18 protein-coding genes are annotated in these 18,959 nt (G+C 55.2%); 12 read left to right on the plus strand and 6 right to left on the minus strand.

Annotation, left to right across the window (positions count from 1 at the left end; translation table 11 throughout):
* Positions 1-60: 60 nt before the first annotated feature.
* Positions 61-2,619 (minus strand): peptidoglycan glycosyltransferase/peptidoglycan DD-transpeptidase MrcA, encoded by a 2,559-nt coding sequence (gene mrcA / locus KO1_RS07860; protein WP_032729090.1) that lies wholly within the window; start codon positions 2,617-2,619, stop codon positions 61-63.
* A 117-nt stretch (positions 2,620-2,736) separates the two neighbouring features.
* On the opposite strand from mrcA, the gene KO1_RS07865 reads away from it, so the two are divergent.
* The 12 genes from KO1_RS07865 to trpS all read left to right on the plus strand — a co-directional run bounded on the left by KO1_RS07865 (position 2,737) and on the right by trpS (position 12,721).
* On the plus strand, positions 2,737-3,528 hold the full coding sequence (locus KO1_RS07865) for a type IV pilus biogenesis protein PilM (RefSeq protein WP_004115994.1): 792 nt from the start codon (positions 2,737-2,739) through the stop codon (positions 3,526-3,528).
* The gene (locus KO1_RS07870) at positions 3,525-4,064 is read left to right on the plus strand and encodes a PilN domain-containing protein (protein ID WP_032729088.1); all 540 of its coding nucleotides are present in this window, start codon (positions 3,525-3,527) and stop codon (positions 4,062-4,064) included. The genes KO1_RS07865 and KO1_RS07870 overlap by 4 nt, the downstream gene beginning before the upstream one ends.
* A complete protein-coding gene (locus KO1_RS07875) occupies positions 4,048-4,488 on the plus strand; it encodes a HofO family protein (protein ID WP_017145319.1) in 441 nt (146 codons plus the stop codon). Before KO1_RS07870 ends, KO1_RS07875 begins: the two co-directional genes overlap by 17 nt.
* Positions 4,478-4,885, plus strand: a complete 408-nt coding sequence (locus KO1_RS07880) for a HofP DNA utilization family protein (RefSeq protein WP_032704790.1) — start codon at positions 4,478-4,480, stop codon at positions 4,883-4,885. The genes KO1_RS07875 and KO1_RS07880 overlap by 11 nt, the downstream gene beginning before the upstream one ends.
* Positions 4,794-6,035, plus strand: a complete 1,242-nt coding sequence (gene hofQ / locus KO1_RS07885) for a DNA uptake porin HofQ (protein ID WP_017145320.1) — start codon at positions 4,794-4,796, stop codon at positions 6,033-6,035. The genes KO1_RS07880 and hofQ overlap by 92 nt, the downstream gene beginning before the upstream one ends.
* 269 nt (positions 6,036-6,304) lie before the next feature.
* On the plus strand, positions 6,305-6,826 hold the full coding sequence (gene aroK, locus KO1_RS07890) for a shikimate kinase AroK (protein ID WP_004106441.1): 522 nt from the start codon (positions 6,305-6,307) through the stop codon (positions 6,824-6,826).
* Positions 6,827-6,880: 54 nt separating this feature from the next.
* A complete protein-coding gene (gene aroB, locus KO1_RS07895) occupies positions 6,881-7,975 on the plus strand; it encodes a 3-dehydroquinate synthase (RefSeq protein ID WP_004106440.1) in 1,095 nt (364 codons plus the stop codon).
* 84 nt (positions 7,976-8,059) lie between these two features.
* Positions 8,060-9,370, plus strand: a complete 1,311-nt coding sequence (damX, locus tag KO1_RS07900; protein WP_032729086.1) for a cell division protein DamX — start codon at positions 8,060-8,062, stop codon at positions 9,368-9,370.
* Positions 9,371-9,448: 78 nt separating this feature from the next.
* On the plus strand, positions 9,449-10,276 hold the full coding sequence (gene dam / locus KO1_RS07905) for an adenine-specific DNA-methyltransferase (protein ID WP_004106438.1): 828 nt from the start codon (positions 9,449-9,451) through the stop codon (positions 10,274-10,276).
* 17 nt (positions 10,277-10,293) lie between these two features.
* Entirely contained in the window at positions 10,294-10,971 is a 678-nt protein-coding gene (gene rpe, locus KO1_RS07910) for a ribulose-phosphate 3-epimerase (protein WP_004106437.1), read from the plus strand.
* A complete protein-coding gene (gene gph / locus KO1_RS07915; RefSeq protein WP_004106435.1) occupies positions 10,964-11,713 on the plus strand; it encodes a phosphoglycolate phosphatase in 750 nt (249 codons plus the stop codon). The genes rpe and gph overlap by 8 nt, the downstream gene beginning before the upstream one ends.
* Positions 11,714-11,716: 3 nt before the next feature.
* Positions 11,717-12,721 (plus strand): tryptophan--tRNA ligase, encoded by a 1,005-nt coding sequence (trpS, locus tag KO1_RS07920; RefSeq protein ID WP_004106433.1) that lies wholly within the window; start codon positions 11,717-11,719, stop codon positions 12,719-12,721.
* A 254-nt stretch (positions 12,722-12,975) separates the two neighbouring features.
* Here the strand turns inward: trpS and KO1_RS26960 are convergent, their stop codons facing one another.
* The 5 genes from KO1_RS26960 to nirB form a co-directional block, all read right to left on the minus strand.
* The gene (locus KO1_RS26960) at positions 12,976-13,149 is read right to left on the minus strand and encodes a YhfL family protein (RefSeq protein ID WP_016810006.1); all 174 of its coding nucleotides are present in this window, start codon (positions 13,147-13,149) and stop codon (positions 12,976-12,978) included.
* 231 nt (positions 13,150-13,380) lie between these two features.
* Positions 13,381-14,754: a siroheme synthase CysG gene (gene cysG, locus KO1_RS07925; protein WP_004106431.1), complete on the minus strand. Its 1,374-nt coding sequence runs from the start codon at positions 14,752-14,754 to the stop codon at positions 13,381-13,383.
* Between the two features lie 220 nt (positions 14,755-14,974).
* The gene (gene nirC, locus KO1_RS07930) at positions 14,975-15,781 is read right to left on the minus strand and encodes a nitrite transporter NirC (RefSeq protein WP_023321706.1); all 807 of its coding nucleotides are present in this window, start codon (positions 15,779-15,781) and stop codon (positions 14,975-14,977) included.
* A gap of 138 nt (positions 15,782-15,919) precedes the next feature.
* On the minus strand, positions 15,920-16,246 hold the full coding sequence (gene nirD / locus KO1_RS07935) for a nitrite reductase small subunit NirD (protein WP_004106426.1): 327 nt from the start codon (positions 16,244-16,246) through the stop codon (positions 15,920-15,922).
* Entirely contained in the window at positions 16,243-18,786 is a 2,544-nt protein-coding gene (nirB, locus tag KO1_RS07940; protein ID WP_023329054.1) for an NADPH-nitrite reductase large subunit, read from the minus strand. The genes nirD and nirB overlap by 4 nt, the downstream gene beginning before the upstream one ends.
* Positions 18,787-18,959: the final 173 nt, after the last annotated feature.

The raw sequence follows: 18,959 nt of genomic DNA on the forward strand, positions 1-18,959 counted from the left end.
AACGTCTCTAAAATGGTGACCATCAGCCAAAGAAAAAAGCGCCCGCAGGCGCTTTTTTTGTCAGAACAGTTCGTGAGACTCGCCCCCGCCATCGGTGATGGTGGTGCCCACTTCGTGAACGGCCTGCTGGGTAGGTTGAGTTCCCTCAATAAAGTACTCTGCGCGGCTGTTCCCGCCGCTGGCTAACTGACCGGTGCTGCGGTCAATGTTGACCGTAATAATGCCCGGCGGCGGCGTGAGCGGCTCTTCCGGTACGCCTTCCAGCACCCTTTTCATAAAATCATCCCAGGCCGGCTGAGCGCTTTTGGCGCCACCTTCGTAGCCCGATATCTGATTTTTGATGGCGCCGGAGGCGGTGGTGCGGCCGAGATCGCGACGGTGGTCGTCAAAGCCAATCCATACCGATGTCACCACGCCAGGGCCATAGCCGGAGAACCACGCATCTTTTGAGCTGTTAGTGGTCCCGGTTTTGCCACCGATATCGTGACGCTGCAGGTCGCGGCCTGCTCGCCAGCCGGTACCCATCCAGCCGGGTTCGCCGAAGATATTGGTGTTGAGGGCGCTTTTAATCAGGAACGCCAGCGGCGTGTTGATCACGTGCGGCGCATACTCCGGAGCGCCACTTTGCGCGACCAGAGACTGGTTTGCCTGCGCCAGCTGCGGCTGCGGAGGAACGCCGGGATTTTGCGGATCCTGCGAGGTCGCTACGTCCTCAACGTCTTTATTTTCCAGCACATCAGACTTCGGCGTATCGCCGTAAATCACCGGAATATTGCACTGTGGGCAGGCAATTTTTGGCCGCTCTTCAAAAATGACGCCGCCCTGATCGTTCTCGATTTTGCTGATGAAATAAGGGCTAACCAGGAAACCGCCGTTAGCCATAACCGAGTAGCCGCGCGCAACCTGCAGCGGCGTGAACGATGCGGAGCCCAGGGCCAGTGATTCGGTCCGCACGATGTTCTGCGCCGGGAAGCCGAAGCGCTGCAGATACTCAGCCGCGTAATCCACGCCCATAGCCCGCATCGCGCGGACCATCACCACGTTCTTTGATTGACCCAAACCCTGGCGCAGGCGGATAGGACCCGCATACTGCGGCGGGGAGTTTTTCGGCCGCCAGTCGGAGCCGGAACCGGCATCCCAGCGGGAAATCGGCACATCGTTGAGCATGCTCGCCAGGGTCAGGCCTTTATCCATCGCCGCGGTGTAGAGGAACGGTTTAATGTTAGAGCCAACCTGACGCAGCGCTTGAGTGGCGCGGTTGAACTTGCTTTGGTTGAAATCGAAACCGCCGACCAGCGCAATGATCGCCCCGTTTTGCGGGTTGATCGATACCAGCGCCGAGTTGACGTCCGGCACCTGCGCCAGCCACCAGCTGTTGCCTACCTGGCGAACCCAGACCTGTTGTCCGGTCTGCACGACATCGTTCACCTTACGCGGCGTGGCGCCCTGTTGAGTATCGGAGATAAAGCGCCGCGCCCAGCGGATGCCTTCCATATTCAGAGAGACCGAGGTTCCGTTGCTCAGTAGCGCGACGGCTTCCTGCGGATTTGCCGAAGTGATAACCGCCGGAGAGAGCGGTCCGGAGCCTGGGGTTTTTTTCAGGGTATCGATGATTTTCTGGTTATCCCACGGCGTTTCACCCACTTTCCACAGCACCTTTTCCGGCCCGCGATAGCCGTGGCGCATATCGTAATCCAGCACGTTATTCCGCACCGCCTGCTGGGCTGCCTGCTGATTTTTACGGGTGATGGTGGTGTAGACACGATAGCCGTCTTCATAAGCCTGCTCGCCGTAGCGGCTGACCATCTCCTGACGCACCATTTCGCTGAGATACGGCGAGGAGAAGGCGATTTCCGGGGTATGGTAGCTTGCGTCAATAGGCTGGCTACGCGCCTGATCGTACTGCGCCTGCGTGATGTAGCCTTCGCTCAGCATACGCGAGAGAACAACGTTGCGGCGGGCGGTTGCACGATCCATGGAATAGAGCGGGTTAAAGGTTGACGGCGCTTTAGGCAGGCCTGCAATCACCGCCATCTCGCTCAGCGTAAGCTGATCGACGGATTTGCCAAAGTAGACCTGCGCGGCCGCGCCGACGCCGTAGGCGCGATAGCCAAGATAGATTTTGTTCAGGTACAGCTCAAGAATTTCATCTTTATTGAGTAACTGCTCGATGCGGATCGCGAGGAAGGCCTCTTTCACCTTACGCATCAACGTTTTTTCGGGGCTCAGGAAGAAGTTACGCGCCAGCTGTTGGGTAATCGTACTGGCGCCCTGCGAGGCGTGACCGGAGAACATCGCGACGCTGGCGGCGCGGAAAATCCCGACAGGGTCAACGCCATGATGCTCATAAAAACGGCTATCTTCGGTGGCGATAAACGCTTTAATCAGCTCAGGCGGCATTTGCTGCAGCGTGACGGGAATACGGCGTTTTTCGCCATATTGCGCGATCAGCTCGCCATCCGCGCTATAGACCTGCATCGGGATTTGCAGGCGCACATCCTTCAGCGTTGCGACGTCGGGGAGCTGCGGCTCTATATATTTATAGAGACCAAAAATCGAGCCTGCTCCCAGCAGTACGCAACAGACTGCAAGGATAAAAAGATACTTTACGAACTTCACCGGAGATTTCTCATTTAGTTTTCATTGGGCAGTTTATAAACAAACGCGCAGTAGTATAAAGGCAAGCCTGGAGCATTGATATAGCGAAGCATATCGGCTGATAAGGAGATCGTAGGCATGGCTTTTAGAAACTGGCGCATAGGAATGCATATTCAGCAGGACCATATTGCTATTGTCGCGTTGTTGCATGAGCGCTCACGCTGGGCGCTGCGCCGCTGGTGGAATATCCCATTAATGCCCGGCACCGTGCGTCAGGGGATGGTAGTGGACGTTGAGTCGCTGGCCCACCAGTTGCAAAGCTGGCGGCGGGAGCTGCCTTTGCAGCATCAAGTCTGCATTGCCTTCCCGGCGGCGCGAACGCTGCAGAAGCAGCTCCCGCGTCCGCAGATTTCATTAAGAGAAAGCGAGCAGGCGACATGGATAACCAGCGCCATGGCGCAGCAGCTGGAAATGCCCGCCTCTTCGCTGTGCGTCGATTATGCCCAATCTGCTGCGGTCGATGGCTGGCGGGTTACCGCTGCGCAGCGCTTAGACGTCAACGCGCTATGCCGGCTGGCAACCCGTCTCAGGTTAAGAGTGGTGGGGATTGTCCCGGATGCCAGCGCGCTTAGCGCTTTTATCCCCTGGCTGCCGGTTGAAACGCAGGGGCTGGCGTGGCGCGACGAAGCGAGCTGGCTTTGGGCAACCGCCGAGAACTGGGGATACTGTTTGTGCAGCGACGCTCCCTCTTTTCCCCACATGGTTTCCCGGGTAAACGCCGGAGCATTTCGTCTCTGTACTTCAGCGCCGTGCGACGGGCAGAGCTTTGACGCCTGGAGCGTCATCGATCGCCTGCAGCCGCCTCTGCCGAGCTGCGGCGACAGCTATACCGTTGCTCTGGGGTTGGCGCTGGGAGCGCGCCAGCTATGAGCCACATCGTCAACTTTCTTCCCTGGCGCGAAACGCGGCGAAAACAGCGCCTGCGCATAGGCGGCCTGGTGAGCGTCGGTTTACTGCTTATCCTGCTTGCGGCGCTGCTTGCCCCACGGCTCAACAAACGGGCCGCTCACTGGATGGCAACCGTTAAGCTAAACGCTGATAACCAGCTTTACAGCGCATTACAGCAGCGTGAGCGCACCATGCGTCAGCAGCTACAGCACAGGGAGCAACAGCGCCTGCGCCGCCTGCGGCGCGAAAAAACCGCCGCGTGGCAGCCAAGGCTGCAGGAGATAGCGGCGCGTATGCCGGAAGATGCCTGGTTAACCCATCTGGAATACCGCCAGAACGCTCTGTCGCTGAGCGGGCTAACGTTGAATCTTAAAGGGTTAGCCGCGCTGGAAAAGGCGCTGGCAAACATTAGCGGTTTTCTTCCGGCAAAGGCAGGGGAAACGCACCGCGATAGTGAAGGACGCTGGCTATTTCACTTTTCCATGGTTGGAGAGGACGAACATGCGGGGGAGCATTGAACGCTTGCTGGCGGAGCGTAAAAGTCTGTTAGCAATACCTCTCCTGCTGGTTCTGATTGCCGCAATCGGGCGCTGGCTCATGCTGACTTCCCAGACAGAAACGCCAGTGGAGCTCTCGCCGCGCATACAGATGCAGTGGCGAAAACTGCTGTCGCTGGTGAGCGCGCTACGTGCCGCCGGAATAGATGACGCAGCGACCCAGCCATTTTCTCCCATTGAGCTCCCGGTGGCTGGGGTGGCGCTTATCGCCTGGCGGCCGATGGGCGGCGGGGGCGAGATGCAGCTGGAGGCTGACTGGCAAGCGGTGCCTGCGCTCTTTTCCTGGCTTGCCCGCTGCGGGATGCGAGCTACGGCTTTCTCTGTGCAGCCGGAAAAACAGGCTCTACGGTTGACTTTGCATCTGGGGGCGGAAGATGCGCCTTAAATGGTGGTACTGGCTGCTGTTCCCACTTCCGCTGCTGGCGGTGGAACGCGATCCGTTCCGCCCCCCGGTGGATCGCTGCCGGACGGCGCAGCTTAGCCAGTGGCGCTATGGCGGAGCTGTCGGCGACCCGCTGGCGCTTATTGGCATTTTGCAGGATAGCGCCGGGAAGTGGCGTCGGGTGAGGACGGAGACGATTTTACCCGCGGGCTGGCGGGTGACGCTGCTGACGGCAGAGAAAATAACCATATTAACCGGCCCCGGGTGTGAACCTGCACAGTGGGTCTGGCTGCGAAAGGGAATAAAGAATGATGCGATGGATAAGCCTGCTTTTTCTGCTCCTGCCGCTGATGGGCGACGCGGCAAAAAAGGATCTTCCCGTGTCGCTGGTCATCGATGATGCCCCGGTGGCTCAGGTACTCCAGTCGTTGGCGGAGCTAAAGCAAAAAAATCTCGTGATCGCACCTGACGTCAGCGGCTCGGTATCTCTTCATCTGAATGAGGTTCCCTGGCTGCAGGCGTTGCGATCGGTGATCGACAGCGCCGGTTTGACCCTTACTCAGCAAGGTTCGGTTCTCTACGTACACACCCAGGCGTGGCAAAAGGCGCAGCAGATGAACCTTGAGGCGGAAAGAGCAAAGCTTCTGCAGAATCTCCCTTTGCAGGGGCATAGCGTGACCCTTCGCTATGCTGATGCGGAGGATCTGGCTAAAGCCGGCGAAAAATTGCTGAGCGCTCGCGGACATCTGACGGTCGATAAGCGAACCAACCGTCTGTTGATTCGAGATGATGCCCGGCACCTTCCGGCGTTAAAAGCATGGGCCCAGGAGATGGATGTACCCGTAGGTCAGGTCGAGCTGGCGGCGCATATCGTTTCAATGAGCGAAACCAGCCTGCGGGAACTGGGCGTTAAATGGAGCCTGGCAGAAGCGAGCAGCCCGCCAGGCTCGGGTAAGTTAACCACCTTGAGCAGCAACCTGGCGGTAGGGGATGCCAGTACAAGGGCCGGGTTTAACATCGGCCGCATCAGCGGGCGGCTTCTGGAGCTGGAGCTCTCCGCGCTTGAGCGGAAGCAGCAGGTAGACATCATCGCCAGCCCTCGACTGCTGGCTTCGCATATGCAGCCCGCCAGCATTAAGCAAGGAAGCGAGATACCTTATCAGGTCTCCAGCGGCGAAAGCGGCGCAACCTCTGTGGAGTTTAAAGAGGCGGTGCTGGGGATGGAGGTAACGCCGACGGTGTTACATCAAAACCGCGTACGTTTAAAACTCAGAATTAGCGAAAATACGCCGGGCCAGGTGCTCAAACAGGATAATGGCGAAGTATTGGCTATTGATAAACAAGAAATAGAAACTCAGGTAGAGGTTAAAAGCGGCGAGACCCTGGCTTTAGGCGGTATCTTTGCGCAAAAAAATAAAACTTCTCGCGAGGGTATTCCTCTCCTTAGCGACATCCCCTGGTTTGGCCAGCTGTTTCGCCGCGACGGCAAGGATAACGAACGACGTGAACTGGTTGTCTTCATCACTCCACGTATTCTGGCAGTGCATTAAGCGGGTTTTTCATGCTAAACACGTTTCAGGTGTTTGACGTGAGGACGGATTTAGCATACAAGGGGTACCGATTTGAGAGTCGGGTACGACATCAATCCTCCCTTTCTTGTCCGGTGATTTATTCTGTTGCCAAACCAGCCGGAGTATTGAGATAATTTTTAGTCTGACTCTCGCTCTATTGCATATGAGGTTTCAGTTCATGTCCTGCTGCGCTGGGTGTCTGCGAAGCGGGTTTACCATTAACGAATAGTCTTAGTAGTACCGAAAAAATGGCAGAGAAACGCAATATCTTTCTGGTTGGGCCTATGGGTGCCGGCAAAAGCACTATTGGGCGCCAGTTAGCCCAACAGCTCAACATGGAATTTTACGATTCCGATCAAGAAATTGAGAAACGCACTGGCGCAGATGTGGGTTGGGTCTTTGATGTAGAAGGCGAAGACGGCTTCCGCGACCGTGAAGAAAAAATCATCAATGAGTTGACGGAAAAACAGGGAATCGTGCTGGCAACCGGCGGTGGCTCTGTAAAATCCCGTGAAACGCGTAACCGTCTCTCCGCCCGCGGCGTGGTGGTGTACCTGGAAACAACTATCGAAAAGCAGCTTGCCCGTACGCAGCGCGATAAAAAGCGTCCTTTGTTACAAGTTGATGCGCCGCCTCGCGAAGTTCTGGAAGCGTTGGCAGATGAGCGCAATCCACTGTACGAAGAGATTGCTGATGTCACTATCCGCACTGACGATCAAAGCGCGAAAGTGGTAGCAAACCAGATTATTCATATGCTGGAAAGCAATTGATTCTGGCTTAATAAAGTGCGTCAGAGTAAAAGCAACTGAGGTGGACGTCGCGTTATGGAGAGGCTTACTGTAACCCTCGGGGAACGTAGTTACCCGATTACCATCGCGGCTGGTTTGTTTAACGATCCAGCTTCCTTCCTGCCACTGAAATCAGGCGATCAGGTTATGCTGGTCACCAATGAAACGCTGGCGCCGCTTTATCTGGATACCGTACGCTCCGTACTTGAGCAAGCGGGAGTAAAAGTCGATAGCGTGATTCTTCCCGACGGCGAGCAGTTTAAAAGCCTGGCGGTGATGGATACTGTTTTTACCGCGCTATTGCAAAAACCACACGGCCGCGACACGACGCTAGTGGCGCTCGGCGGTGGGGTGATCGGTGATTTAACCGGATTTGCCGCCGCCAGCTACCAGCGTGGCGTGCGCTTTATTCAGGTTCCTACCACTCTGCTGTCGCAGGTGGACTCTTCGGTGGGCGGCAAAACGGCCGTCAACCACCCTCTCGGTAAAAACATGATTGGCGCCTTCTGGCAGCCAGTTTCCGTTGTTGTCGATCTCAACTGTCTTAAAACGCTGCCGAAGCGTGAGCTCTCTTCCGGTCTGGCTGAAGTGATCAAGTACGGCGTGATTCTTGACGGCGAATTTTTCGACTGGCTGGAAAATAATATTGATGCACTGATGGCGCTGGATGAAAAAGCGATGGCGTACTGTATCCGTCGCTGTTGTGAGCTGAAAGCTGAAGTTGTCGCTGCCGACGAGCGCGAAACCGGGTTACGTGCTTTACTCAATCTTGGCCATACTTTTGGTCATGCTATCGAAGCTGAAATGGGCTACGGTAATTGGTTACATGGTGAAGCGGTTGCTGCCGGCATGGTGATGGCGGCGCATGCGTCCGAGCGTTTGGGGCGGTTTAATCCGCAGGATACGCAGCGAATTATCCATCTGCTGCAACGTGCAGGCCTGCCGGTGTGCGGGCCGCAGGAGATGACAGCTGACGCGTATTTGCCCCACATGATGCGTGATAAAAAAGTACTGGCAGGCGAGATGCGGCTGGTGCTACCCCTCGCGATAGGGAAGAGCGAGATACGCGGCGGAGTACCGCATGATGTTGTTCTTGGCGCGATTGCTGATACTCAGCAGGCGCAACAATAAGAAGGTCTGGCCGCGTTCGCGCGGCGTTATCATTTCGGGTGACATGCAATAGTCGTGAGCATAAGCCTTTTAGTGGGGTGTTAAATGGATGAATTAAAACCAGAAGACGATATGAAAGCCGATCGCAGCGATCGTCGTACTGGTCGTTCTCGTCAGTCTTCAGAGCGTGATGCCGATCCGCAAATCAATTTTGATGATGTCGATCTTGATGATGCTGACGATGGTCGCCCGACGCGCGGCAGCAAAGCACGCCGTGAGCGCGATGAAGAGCAGTATGAAGAGTACGAAGAAGAAGTAGAGTCTGACGAAGGCGATGACGAAGAGCGTCAGGTTGAGCGTCGTCCGCGTAAGCGTAAGAAAGCGCCGGCAAAACCGGCCTCCCGTCAGTACATCATGATGGGCGTAGGCATCCTCGTTCTGCTGCTGCTGATCGTTGGCGTTGGTTCCGCGCTGAAATCACCATCCTCATCCAACGAGCAAACCGCTTCCGGCGAGAAGAGCATCAACTTGTCCGGAGATCAGGACAATAATACCCAGCCAGCGGCCCAGGACTCCTCTGCGGCAAACAACGCGCAATCGCAGGATGTCTCTCTGCCGCCCATCGCGTCTAACCCGACTCAAGGGCAGACGACGGCTGAACCACAAGGGCAGCAGCGCGTTGAGGTTCAGGGTGATCTGAATAACGCGCTGACCCAGCAGCAGGGGCAAATTGATAGCGCGGTAGCCAACTCTACTCTGCCTACAGAACCTGCTACCGTTGCGCCGCTGCGCAATGGCGCCGCCCCGCGTCAGGCCACTACCGAGCGTCAGACGGCGGCAGCGCCGCGTCCGGCTGAGCGTAAGCATACGGTTATCGAACCAAAACCGCAGGCCACGGCGAAAGCGCCGACGCAGCCGAAACAGGTTCCGGTTCAGCCTAAGCGTACAGAAAGCGTCGCCGCTACGACCCCGGCAAAAACTCAGCCGACCACTAAGCCTACCGCTACTGCACAGGCTAAACCGGCTGCGACTACCGCTCCTGCGGCGACCACCGCGACAGCATCTACTGCTCCGGCTGCGACTGCAGCTGCCGCTCCGGCAGCAACAGCGGCGACTACGGGTAAAAGCGCTGGCGATGTTGGTTCGATGAAGTCTGCGCCGTCCGGCCACTATACGCTGCAGCTCAGCAGCTCTTCTAACTACAACAACCTTAACAGTTGGGCGAAGAAAGAGAAGCTGGAGAAATATGTTGTCTACGAGACTACGCGTAACGGTCAGCCCTGGTATGTGCTGGTGAGCGGTATTTACGCTTCAAAAGATGAAGCGAAACGTGCCGTTGCTACGCTGCCAGCAGATGTACAGGCGAAAAATCCGTGGGCAAAACCGCTGCATCAGGTTCAGTCTGACCTGAAATAATGCCGCAGTGTAGTCTGAAGCGCTGGATGCTGTCGGAGCTTTCTCCACAGCCGGAGAATGTGTAATTAGTTAGGCAGCATGAAAAAGAATCGCGCTTTTCTGAAATGGGCAGGGGGCAAATACCCCCTGCTTGATGATATTAAAAAGCACTTGCCGCAGGGCGACTGCTTGATTGAGCCTTTCGTGGGCGCCGGGTCGGTATTTCTTAATACCGACTTTTCTCGTTATATCCTCGCTGATATCAATAGTGATTTGATCGATCTGTATAACATCGTCAAACTGCAAACCGATGAGTACGTTGCGGCGGCGCGAGAGATGTTTACGCCTGAGAACAACGTTGCTGAACAGTATTATCTGTTTCGCGACGAGTTTAACCAGAGCCAGGAGCCGCTGCGCCGCGCGGTGCTGTTCCTGTATCTGAACCGTCATGGCTACAATGGTCTGTGTCGCTACAACCTGCGCGGGGAGTTCAACGTGCCCTTTGGCCGTTATAAAAAGCCCTATTTTCCCGAAGCTGAACTGTATCATTTCGCGGAGAAGGCGCAGCATGCCGAGTTTCATTGTGAATCTTATGAAGAGTGCATGAAGCGGGCAGATCACCGTTCCGTTGTTTACTGCGATCCGCCCTATGCGCCGCTGTCGTCAACGGCTAACTTCACGGCCTATCATACGAATAGCTTTAGCCAGGAGCAGCAGGAGCTGCTGGCTAAAAAAGCGGAATCGCTGATGAAAAAGCGTATTCCAGTGCTGATTTCCAACCATCGCACGCCGCTCACTCAGGAGTGGTATAAAAACGCCGCTGAGACGCATATTGTGAAGGTTCGACGCAGCATCAGCAGTAACGGTGGTACACGTAAGAAGGTGGACGAGCTTCTGGCTCTGTACCGTCCGCCCAAGACCAAATAAATTTCAAGGAGATGCGGATGAAGCAGTATTTGATTGCCCCTTCGATTCTGTCGGCTGATTTTGCCCGTCTGGGCGAGGATACCGCCAATGCGTTGGCTGCGGGTGCGGATGTTGTGCACTTTGACGTGATGGACAACCACTACGTGCCGAATCTGACCATTGGTCCGATGGTGCTGAAATCACTGCGAAATTACGGTATCACCGCGCCGATTGATGTGCATTTGATGGTCAAGCCGGTTGACCGCATCATCCCTGATTTTGCCGCCGCGGGCGCCAGCATCATTACTTTCCATCCGGAAGCTTCCGAACACGTTGACCGTACGCTGCAGCTTATCAAAGAGCACGGCTGTAAAGCCGGCCTGGTATTTAACCCGGCGACCTCCCTGAGCTACCTCGATTACGTGATGGATAAGCTGGATGTCATTCTGTTGATGTCCGTCAACCCTGGCTTTGGTGGTCAGTCCTTTATTCCGCATACCCTGGATAAACTGCGTGAAGTTCGTCGTCGCATTGATGAATCCGGCTACGACATCCGTCTGGAAGTGGATGGCGGTGTAAAAGTGAGCAACATCGCTGAGATTGCTGCTGCCGGTGCGGATATGTTTGTTGCTGGCTCGGCTATTTTCGATCAGCCGGACTACAAAAAAGTCGTTGAACAAATGCGTAGTGAATTAGCAAAGGTTAGCCATGGATAAGTTACACAACATTCGCGGTGTGGCGTTTGATCTCGACGGAACGCTGGTGGACAGCGCGCCGGGATTGACCGCTGCCGTTGATAACGCCCTGTATGCGCTGGAACTCCCGATGGCGGGCGAAGAGCGAGTCGTGACCTGGATTGGTAACGGCGCTGACGTACTCATCCAGCGGGCCCTGACCTGGGCTCGTCAGGAGCGCGCGACGCTCAGAGCGGCGCAGGGCAAACCTTCCGTCGATCATGATGATATCCCGCAGGCTGAGCAACAGGCCATTTTGCGCAAGTTGTTCGATCGCTACTATGGCGAAGTGGCGGAAGAGGGGAGCTTTTTGTTTCCTGCCGTTGCCGATACGCTGGGCGCGCTGCACGCAAAAGGCCTGCCGCTGGCGCTGGTGACCAATAAGCCAACGCCGTTTGTCGCGCCAATTCTGTCGTCGCTGGATATCGCCAAATATTTTACCGTTGTTATCGGCGGCGATGACGTAAAAAACAAAAAACCGCACCCGGAACCGCTGCTGATGGTCGCGGAGAAACTGGGGCTGGCGCCCGCAGAGCTGCTGTTCGTTGGCGACTCGCGCAATGATATTCAGGCCGCGAAGGCCGCCGGCTGCTGCTCTATCGGATTGACCTACGGCTACAACTACGGCGAGCCGATTTCGTTGAGTGAGCCGGATTATATCTTTGACCAATTTAATGAACTCTTGCCCGCTTTCGGGCTACCGTACAGTGAAAATCAGGAATAAAAAATGACCAAGCCCATCGTTTTTAGTGGCGCACAGCCCTCAGGTGAATTGACCATTGGCAACTATATGGGTGCGCTGCGTCAGTGGGTAAACATGCAGGACGATTACCACTGCATTTACTGCATCGTTGACCAGCACGCGATTACCGTCCGTCAGGATCCGCAGCAGCTGCGTAAGGCGACGCTGGATACGCTTGCGCTGTATCTGGCGTGCGGTATCGACCCGAAAAAAAGCACCATTTTTGTTCAGTCCCACGTGCCTGAGCATGCGCAGCTGGGCTGGGCGCTGAACTGCTACACCTATTTCGGCGAACTGAGCCGTATGACCCAGTTTAAAGACAAGTCATCGCGCTATGCGGAAAACATTAACGCCGGTCTGTTTGACTATCCGGTATTGATGGCTGCCGACATTCTGCTGTATCAGACTAACCAGGTCCCGGTTGGCGAAGACCAGAAGCAGCACCTGGAACTGAGCCGCGATGTCGCCCAGCGTTTCAACGCTATCTATGGCGACGTGTTTAAAGTTCCGGAACCGTTTATTCCCAAATCCGGCGCGCGCGTGATGTCGCTGCTGGAGCCGACCAAAAAGATGTCCAAGTCAGATGATAACCGCAACAACGTTATCGGTCTGCTGGAAGACCCGAAATCGGTAGTGAAGAAGATCAAACGCGCGGTCACCGACTCCGACGAGCCGCCGGTTGTTCGCTACGACATCCAGAACAAAGCGGGTGTTTCCAACCTGCTGGATATTCTCTCTGCGGTTACCGGTCAGAGCATTCCAGAGCTGGAGCAGCATTTTGAAGGCAAAATGTACGGTCATCTGAAGGGCGAGGTGGCAGAAGCCGTTTCCGGTATGCTGACCGAACTGCAGGAGCGCTATCACCGATTCCGCGGTGATGAAGCCTTCCTTAATCAGGTCATGAAAGAGGGCGCAGAGAAAGCCAGCGCTCGCGCTTCCGTGACCCTGAAAGCGGTTTACGAAGCGATTGGTTTCGTCGCCAAACCCTGATGGATTAACGGTGGTTGAGCAATAAAAGCCGGGTGCAAAACATCCGGCTTTTTCATTGGTAATCGCTGATGCCATATGATGCAGTGATTCTGTAAACGCTCTGCATTTATTAGCGAGGAGCACTCGTTGATTGGCCGGAAAGCAGTGAGCCCGAAATGTCATTATTCGTATCGCTCATACACAATCATGACTTTCTTAATTGTACTGGTTTTTAGGCCGCATATAAAAAGGCCGGAATAATCCGACCTGATATTTTATTTCTGATCTGCTGCGGGTCCACAGCCGCCTATCATCTTGGAAATAGAAATTGCAGGATGAAGGAGATAGTCATAACTGCATGTTTTATTTTTGTTTTCAATGTGGCCGGTGCAGGCAGTGAGCGACGTGAGAACTGCCGCTAATGCAGCGAACCTGAGCATGTTTTTCATAAGATAATCCCTGTCGTATGATATATAATATATTTGACTTTCCATTGCTAATAAGAAACGGCTTTTGAGTCATTTCTTATTTTTGATTTAATAGGATTTTATTTTGGGTGTCAAATTTTCAAGGATTAAATTAACTTAATTGCTTTTTAAATATTATGGAATATATTTGCGGCAAGATTATGTTGAAAGAAAATATGGCCCAATATTAATGGTAATAGTGGGCCAGGAAGATTAGTGATTTGAGAACCAGTTCAGCTTGTCGCGCAGGCCGACAACGCGACCGACAATAATCAGCGCGGGGCTGGCCATTTGCTTCGCCAGAATATCCAGCTGTTCTAACGTACCGGTGACCACCTTCTGGGTTATCGCCGTGCCGTTCTCAACGATGGCAGCGGGCATATCCGCCGCCATGCCGTGGGCAATCAGTTTTTCCCGGATCGCCGGAGCCTGGTTCAGGCCCATGTAGAACACCAGGGTCTGTTTCTCTACCGCCAGGTTTTCCCAGTCCAGTTCGCCGCCGGTCTTAAGGTGGCCGGTGACCAGGCGCACGCCCTGGGCAAAATCCCGGTGAGTCAGGGGGATGCCGGAGTAGGCGGAACAGCCAGAGGCCGCGGTAATTCCCGGTACTACCGAGAAAGGAATACCCGCATGACACAAAGTTTCCAGCTCTTCGCCGCCGCGACCAAAGATAAACGGATCGCCACCTTTCAGGCGAACAACGCGTTTTCCACCCTGGGCTTCGCGCAGCAGAATCTGGTTAATCTCTTCCTGCGGTACGCAGTGGTAGCCCGAGCGTTTTCCCACGAAGACCCGATCGGCATCGCGGCGCACCAGATTCATGATGTCGTCGGAGACCAGGCGGTCATAAACCACTACATCGGCCTGCTGTATTTGCTGCAGGCCTTTGAGGGTCAGCAGTCCGGCGTCGCCAGGACCTGCGCCTACCAGCACCACTTCGCCGCGATGGTCCAGCGGCTCGGTCAGCAGCTGCTCCGTAGCGTCCGCGACGGCCTGGCGGTCCTCGTTGGCCAGCGACTGCGCCAGCCTGTCGTTAACAAACAGCTTCTCCCAGAAGCGTCGGCGCTCGCCGACGGTGGCAAACTGCTTCTTCACCCTTGAACGCAGCTGACCTGCATAGTGGGCCAGCTGGCCTAAATGTAATGGCAGAACCGACTCCAGCTTTTCGCGCAGCAGGCGCGCCAGCACCGGCGAGGTGCCGCCAGAAGAGACGGCAACCATCAGCGGTGAACGGTCGATAATCGACGGCATAATAAAGCTGGCTTGCTGAGGCGCATCGACCACGTTGCAAAATATTCGCCTTTCTTCCGCTGATTCGCTGACTTGTTGATTAACCGCTTCGTTATCGGTAGCAGCGATGGCCAGCCAGCAGTTATCCAGCAGCGCAGGATTAAACTCGCCCTGGACCAGGGTTAGCATGTTTGCATCGGCCCATACCTGGAATTGCGGCACAAAATCCAGGGCATTAACCGTCAATCTGGCGCCAGCGTCCAGTAACAGGCGAGCTTTACGTTCAGCCACATCGCCGCCGCCGACTAACAAACAGTCACGATCGCGTAATTGGCAAAATATAGGCAAATGGTCCACGACATTCCCTCTTAATTATTGGCAGCAGCCTTAGAATCTGGCTATCAGGCTATTTTATTTGTCAGGTTGAACCTGGGCAGTGCTCACACAAAATTCATCGAGTTTTGAACGCCCTTTAGGGCGGCCCGAAGGGTGAGCGTAGCGAATCATCCTCACGTACTACGTGTACGTTCCGGTTGTTTCGCGCTGTCCGCGTTCAACCTGCCTTCACCGATTACGCCTACTGAGCCAGACTCTCAGTCTCGTTAGTTTTTTCCGGGGCGGGGCGCTCCGATTTCGGCGTAGCATACCAATAACCCAATCCCATAAATACGACACCGGACAAAGTATTGCCGAGTGTTACCCATAACAAATTGTGACCTATTCCCGCAAGGGTATACGCATCGCTGTGATGGCCAAACCAGGAGAGGGCAAAAAGCGTCATGTTGGCGACGGAGTGCTCATAGCCGGACGCGATAAACGCCAGTAGACACCACCAGATGGCGATAAATTTGGCCGCGCCCTCGGTACGAATCGCCATCCAGATCGCCAGACACACCAGCCAGTTACACAGCGCGCCTTTGAAAAAGAGCGCCATCGCGGATTGGCTGGTTTTTGCCAGCGCGACGGTATGCACGAGGCTGCTATCGACCGGCAGCAGGCTGCCGCTACCCCAGCAATACAGCAGCGCCACGAAAACCGAACCCAGCAGATTACCCATCCAGGTCTGGGGCAGAATCGCCCACATCTGACTCTGGCTGATGGTGCCCGCTTTCACGCCCAGCGTAAGGAACATGGTGTGGCCGGTGAACAATTCAGAGCCGGCGATAATCACCAGCGTTAACGCAATGCCAAAGGTGGCGCCCATCACCAGCGGGCGGACCGCAGGATCGAGCAGGTTGCCGAGGGTAAAAATAAGAATGATGCCGAGGCCGACATAGGCTCCCGCCATCATTGAGCTGACCCAGAAGCTGATTGGATTATTGGCCGAAAGGCGCGCAATGCGGGCGGCGTTGGCCGCGCACTTGTTTATTGTGTCCGTAAACATAGGATTTCCTTTAACACCTCATCCTTTGCGCTGCTTCCTGGTTGGCAGCCTTCGCGACGCAGCACAGATGATGTTGTGTCATCAATTGAAGGTAAAAAATTTAAAAAAAAGGGAGGCGTTGCGCCTCCCTTAAATTGCTTAACCACGTAACTGCACGATGCCGTCTTTCACTCGGGCTTCATAGTGCGCTACCGAATGGCTTTCATCTTCCATACACAGGCCGTCACGCAGGCGGAAGCGCTGCTTTTTCAGCGGGCTGGCCACCCACAGCTCGCCCTGATGCTCGGCGATCAGGCCGCGAGAGAGGACGCTGGACTCGAAGAACGGATCGATATTGCTAATCGCAAACACCTGGTCACCGTGATACGGGCGGAAAATCGCCACTTGTTTATCGCCTAACAGCGCGCAGACGCCGGTTTCCGGCAGGATGTCATCGAGTTTGCAGATATTTTTCCACTGGCTCATGCGTTTTCCTCCACCAGAGTTACCGGGATACGTTCGTACGGCGTGGCCGGGCGATGTTGCTCACGCTCAGGCACGACCTGGACGTTAGGGTCGCGCTTGTCGCTGTTGATAAAGTGTTTGAAGCGTACCTGGGCCGCTGGCGAGTTAACGGTTTCTGTCCACTCGCAGACTACCGCTGCACGCAGGCGAGCCATCTCTTCTTCCAGATGCTCGTTCAGTCCCAGCTTGTCGTCGATGATGACCGACTTCAGATAATCGATGCCGCCTTCCAGGTTATCTAACCACGGTGCGGTACGGGTCAGTTTGTCGGCGGTACGGATATAGAACATCATGAAGCGGTCGAGATATTTCATTAACGTTTCGCGATCCAGATCCGCTGCCAGCAGATCCGCGTGGCGGGGTTTCATACCGCCGTTACCGCAGACGTAAAGGTTCCAGCCTTTCTCCGTGGCGATGATGCCGACGTCTTTACCCTGAGCTTCCGCGCATTCGCGGGTACAGCCCGAGACGCCAAACTTCATTTTGTGCGGCGTACGGATGCCTTTGTAGCGGTTTTCCAGCTCTACGCCGAAGCCGACGCTATCGCCCACGCCGTAGCGGCACCAGGTGCTGCCTACGCAGGTTTTCGCCATTCGCAGCGCCTTAGCGTATGCGTGACCGGTTTCGAAGCCCGCGTCGATCAGCTGACGCCAGATTTCTGGCAGATCGTCTTTTTGTGCGCCAAACAGGCCGATACGTTGGGAGCCGGTGATCTTGGTATACAGGTTAAATTCACGAGCGATGCGGCCCACCGCCACCAGCCCTTCCGGGGTGATTTCACCGCCGGCAGAGCGAGGAATAACGGAGTAGGTGCCGTCTTTCTGGATATTGGCCAGGAAGTTGTCGTTGGTATCCTGCAGCGGGGTGTGCTGCGGTTTCAGAATATATTCGTTCCAGCAGGAGGCCAGCAGCGAGCCAACGGTCGGTTTACAAACCTCACAGCCGTAGCCTTTACCGTGTTTTGCCAGCAGCTCTTCAAAGGTTTTGATGCCTTCCACGCGGATGAGGTGGAACAGTTCCTGACGGGAGTACGCAAAGTGCTCGCACAGGTTATTGTTGACTTCGATGCCCTGTTTCGCCAGTTCGGCGTTGAGAACCTGAGTCACCAGCGGGATACAGCCGCCGCAGCCGGTGCCGGCTTTGGTTTCTGCTTTCAGCGCCGCCACGGTGTGGCAGCCTTTATTAATAGCGGCAATCAATGCGCCTTTGGTGACGTCAAAGCAGGAGCAAATTTGTGCGCTGTCCGGCAGTTTATCCACGCCAATTGACGGCTTACCGCTGCCCGCGTGCGCCGGGAGGATCAGCGAGTCCGGGTTTTCCGGCAGTTCGATCGCATTGAGCACCAGCTGCAGCAGATTGCCGTAATCGCTGGTGTCGCCCACCAGCACCGCACCGAGCAGAGTTTTATTATCTTCACTCACGATGAGGCGTTTGTAGACCTCTTTGCTTTCGTCGAGGTAAACGTAGCTGCGCGCGCCTGGCGTGCGTCCGTGAGCGTCGCCAATCCCGCCGACGTCAACGCCCAGCAGCTTTAGCTTGGCGCTCAGATCCGCGCCTTCAAAGGCGTTTTCTGTTTTCAGGATATGGTCAACGGTAACCTGGGCCATTTTATAGCCCGGGGCGACCAGGCCATAAACGCGGTTATTCCAGCTGGCACATTCCCCGATGGCGTAGATATCCGGGTCAGAAGTCTGACAGGCGTCATTGATCACAATGCCGCCGCGTGGAGCGACTTCCAGACCGCACTGGGTGGCCAGCTTATCGCGCGGGCGGATACCGGTAGAGAAAACGATGAAGTCAACTTCCAGCTCGCTGCCGTCGGCAAAACGCATGGTTTTACGCGCTTCGCGTCCTTCCTGGACAATCTCTTTGGTATTTTTGCTGGTGTGCACCCGCACGCCCATGCTTTCAATCTTACGGCGCAGCTGTTCGCCGCCCATCTGATCCAGCTGTTCCGCCATCAGCATGGGGGCGAATTCAATGACGTGGGTTTCAACGCCGAGGTTTTTTAGCGCCCCAGCGGCTTCCAGGCCTAACAGACCGCCGCCGACGACGGCGCCGCGCTTGCTGCGACGGGCGCAGGCTTCAATAGCGTTCAGGTCTTCAATAGTGCGATAAACAAAGCAGTCCTGAGTTTCAGAACCTTTTATCGGCGGGATCCACGGATAGGAGCCGGTTGCCATAATCAGCTTGTCATAGAAAACGGTACGGCCTGCGCTGGAGTGGATGACCTTCTCCTGGCGGTTGATGGTAATGGCGCGTTCACCGACCAGTACCTTAACGCCGTGCTTCTCGTAGAAACCTTCCCGTACCAAAGAGAGCTCTTCGGCAGTATGGTGAGAGAAGTAGGAGGAGAGGTGTACGCGGTCGTAGGCGATACGGGGTTCTTCACAGAAGACGGTAATATCGAACAGGCTGGCGTCGGATTTATCAAGAAGGTCCTCAATAAAGCGGTGGCCGACCATACCATTACCAATGATAGCGAGTCTGACTTTGCTCATTTTTGCCTCGATTTCTTTTATATTACCGCCTACCTTAACGATTCAGCCGCGACACTTATTGATGCAAATCAATTACACCTTTACCTACTACTTAAGTGGTATGTTTATGATTTGTCAGTATTTTTATAAGTGACGGAAAACGCTGGCTTTTCCTTTTTGCTTTTTTTATGTAC

This window comes from Klebsiella oxytoca NBRC 105695 (genome assembly GCF_001598695.1).
GTDB lineage: Bacteria > Pseudomonadota > Gammaproteobacteria > Enterobacterales > Enterobacteriaceae > Klebsiella > Klebsiella oxytoca.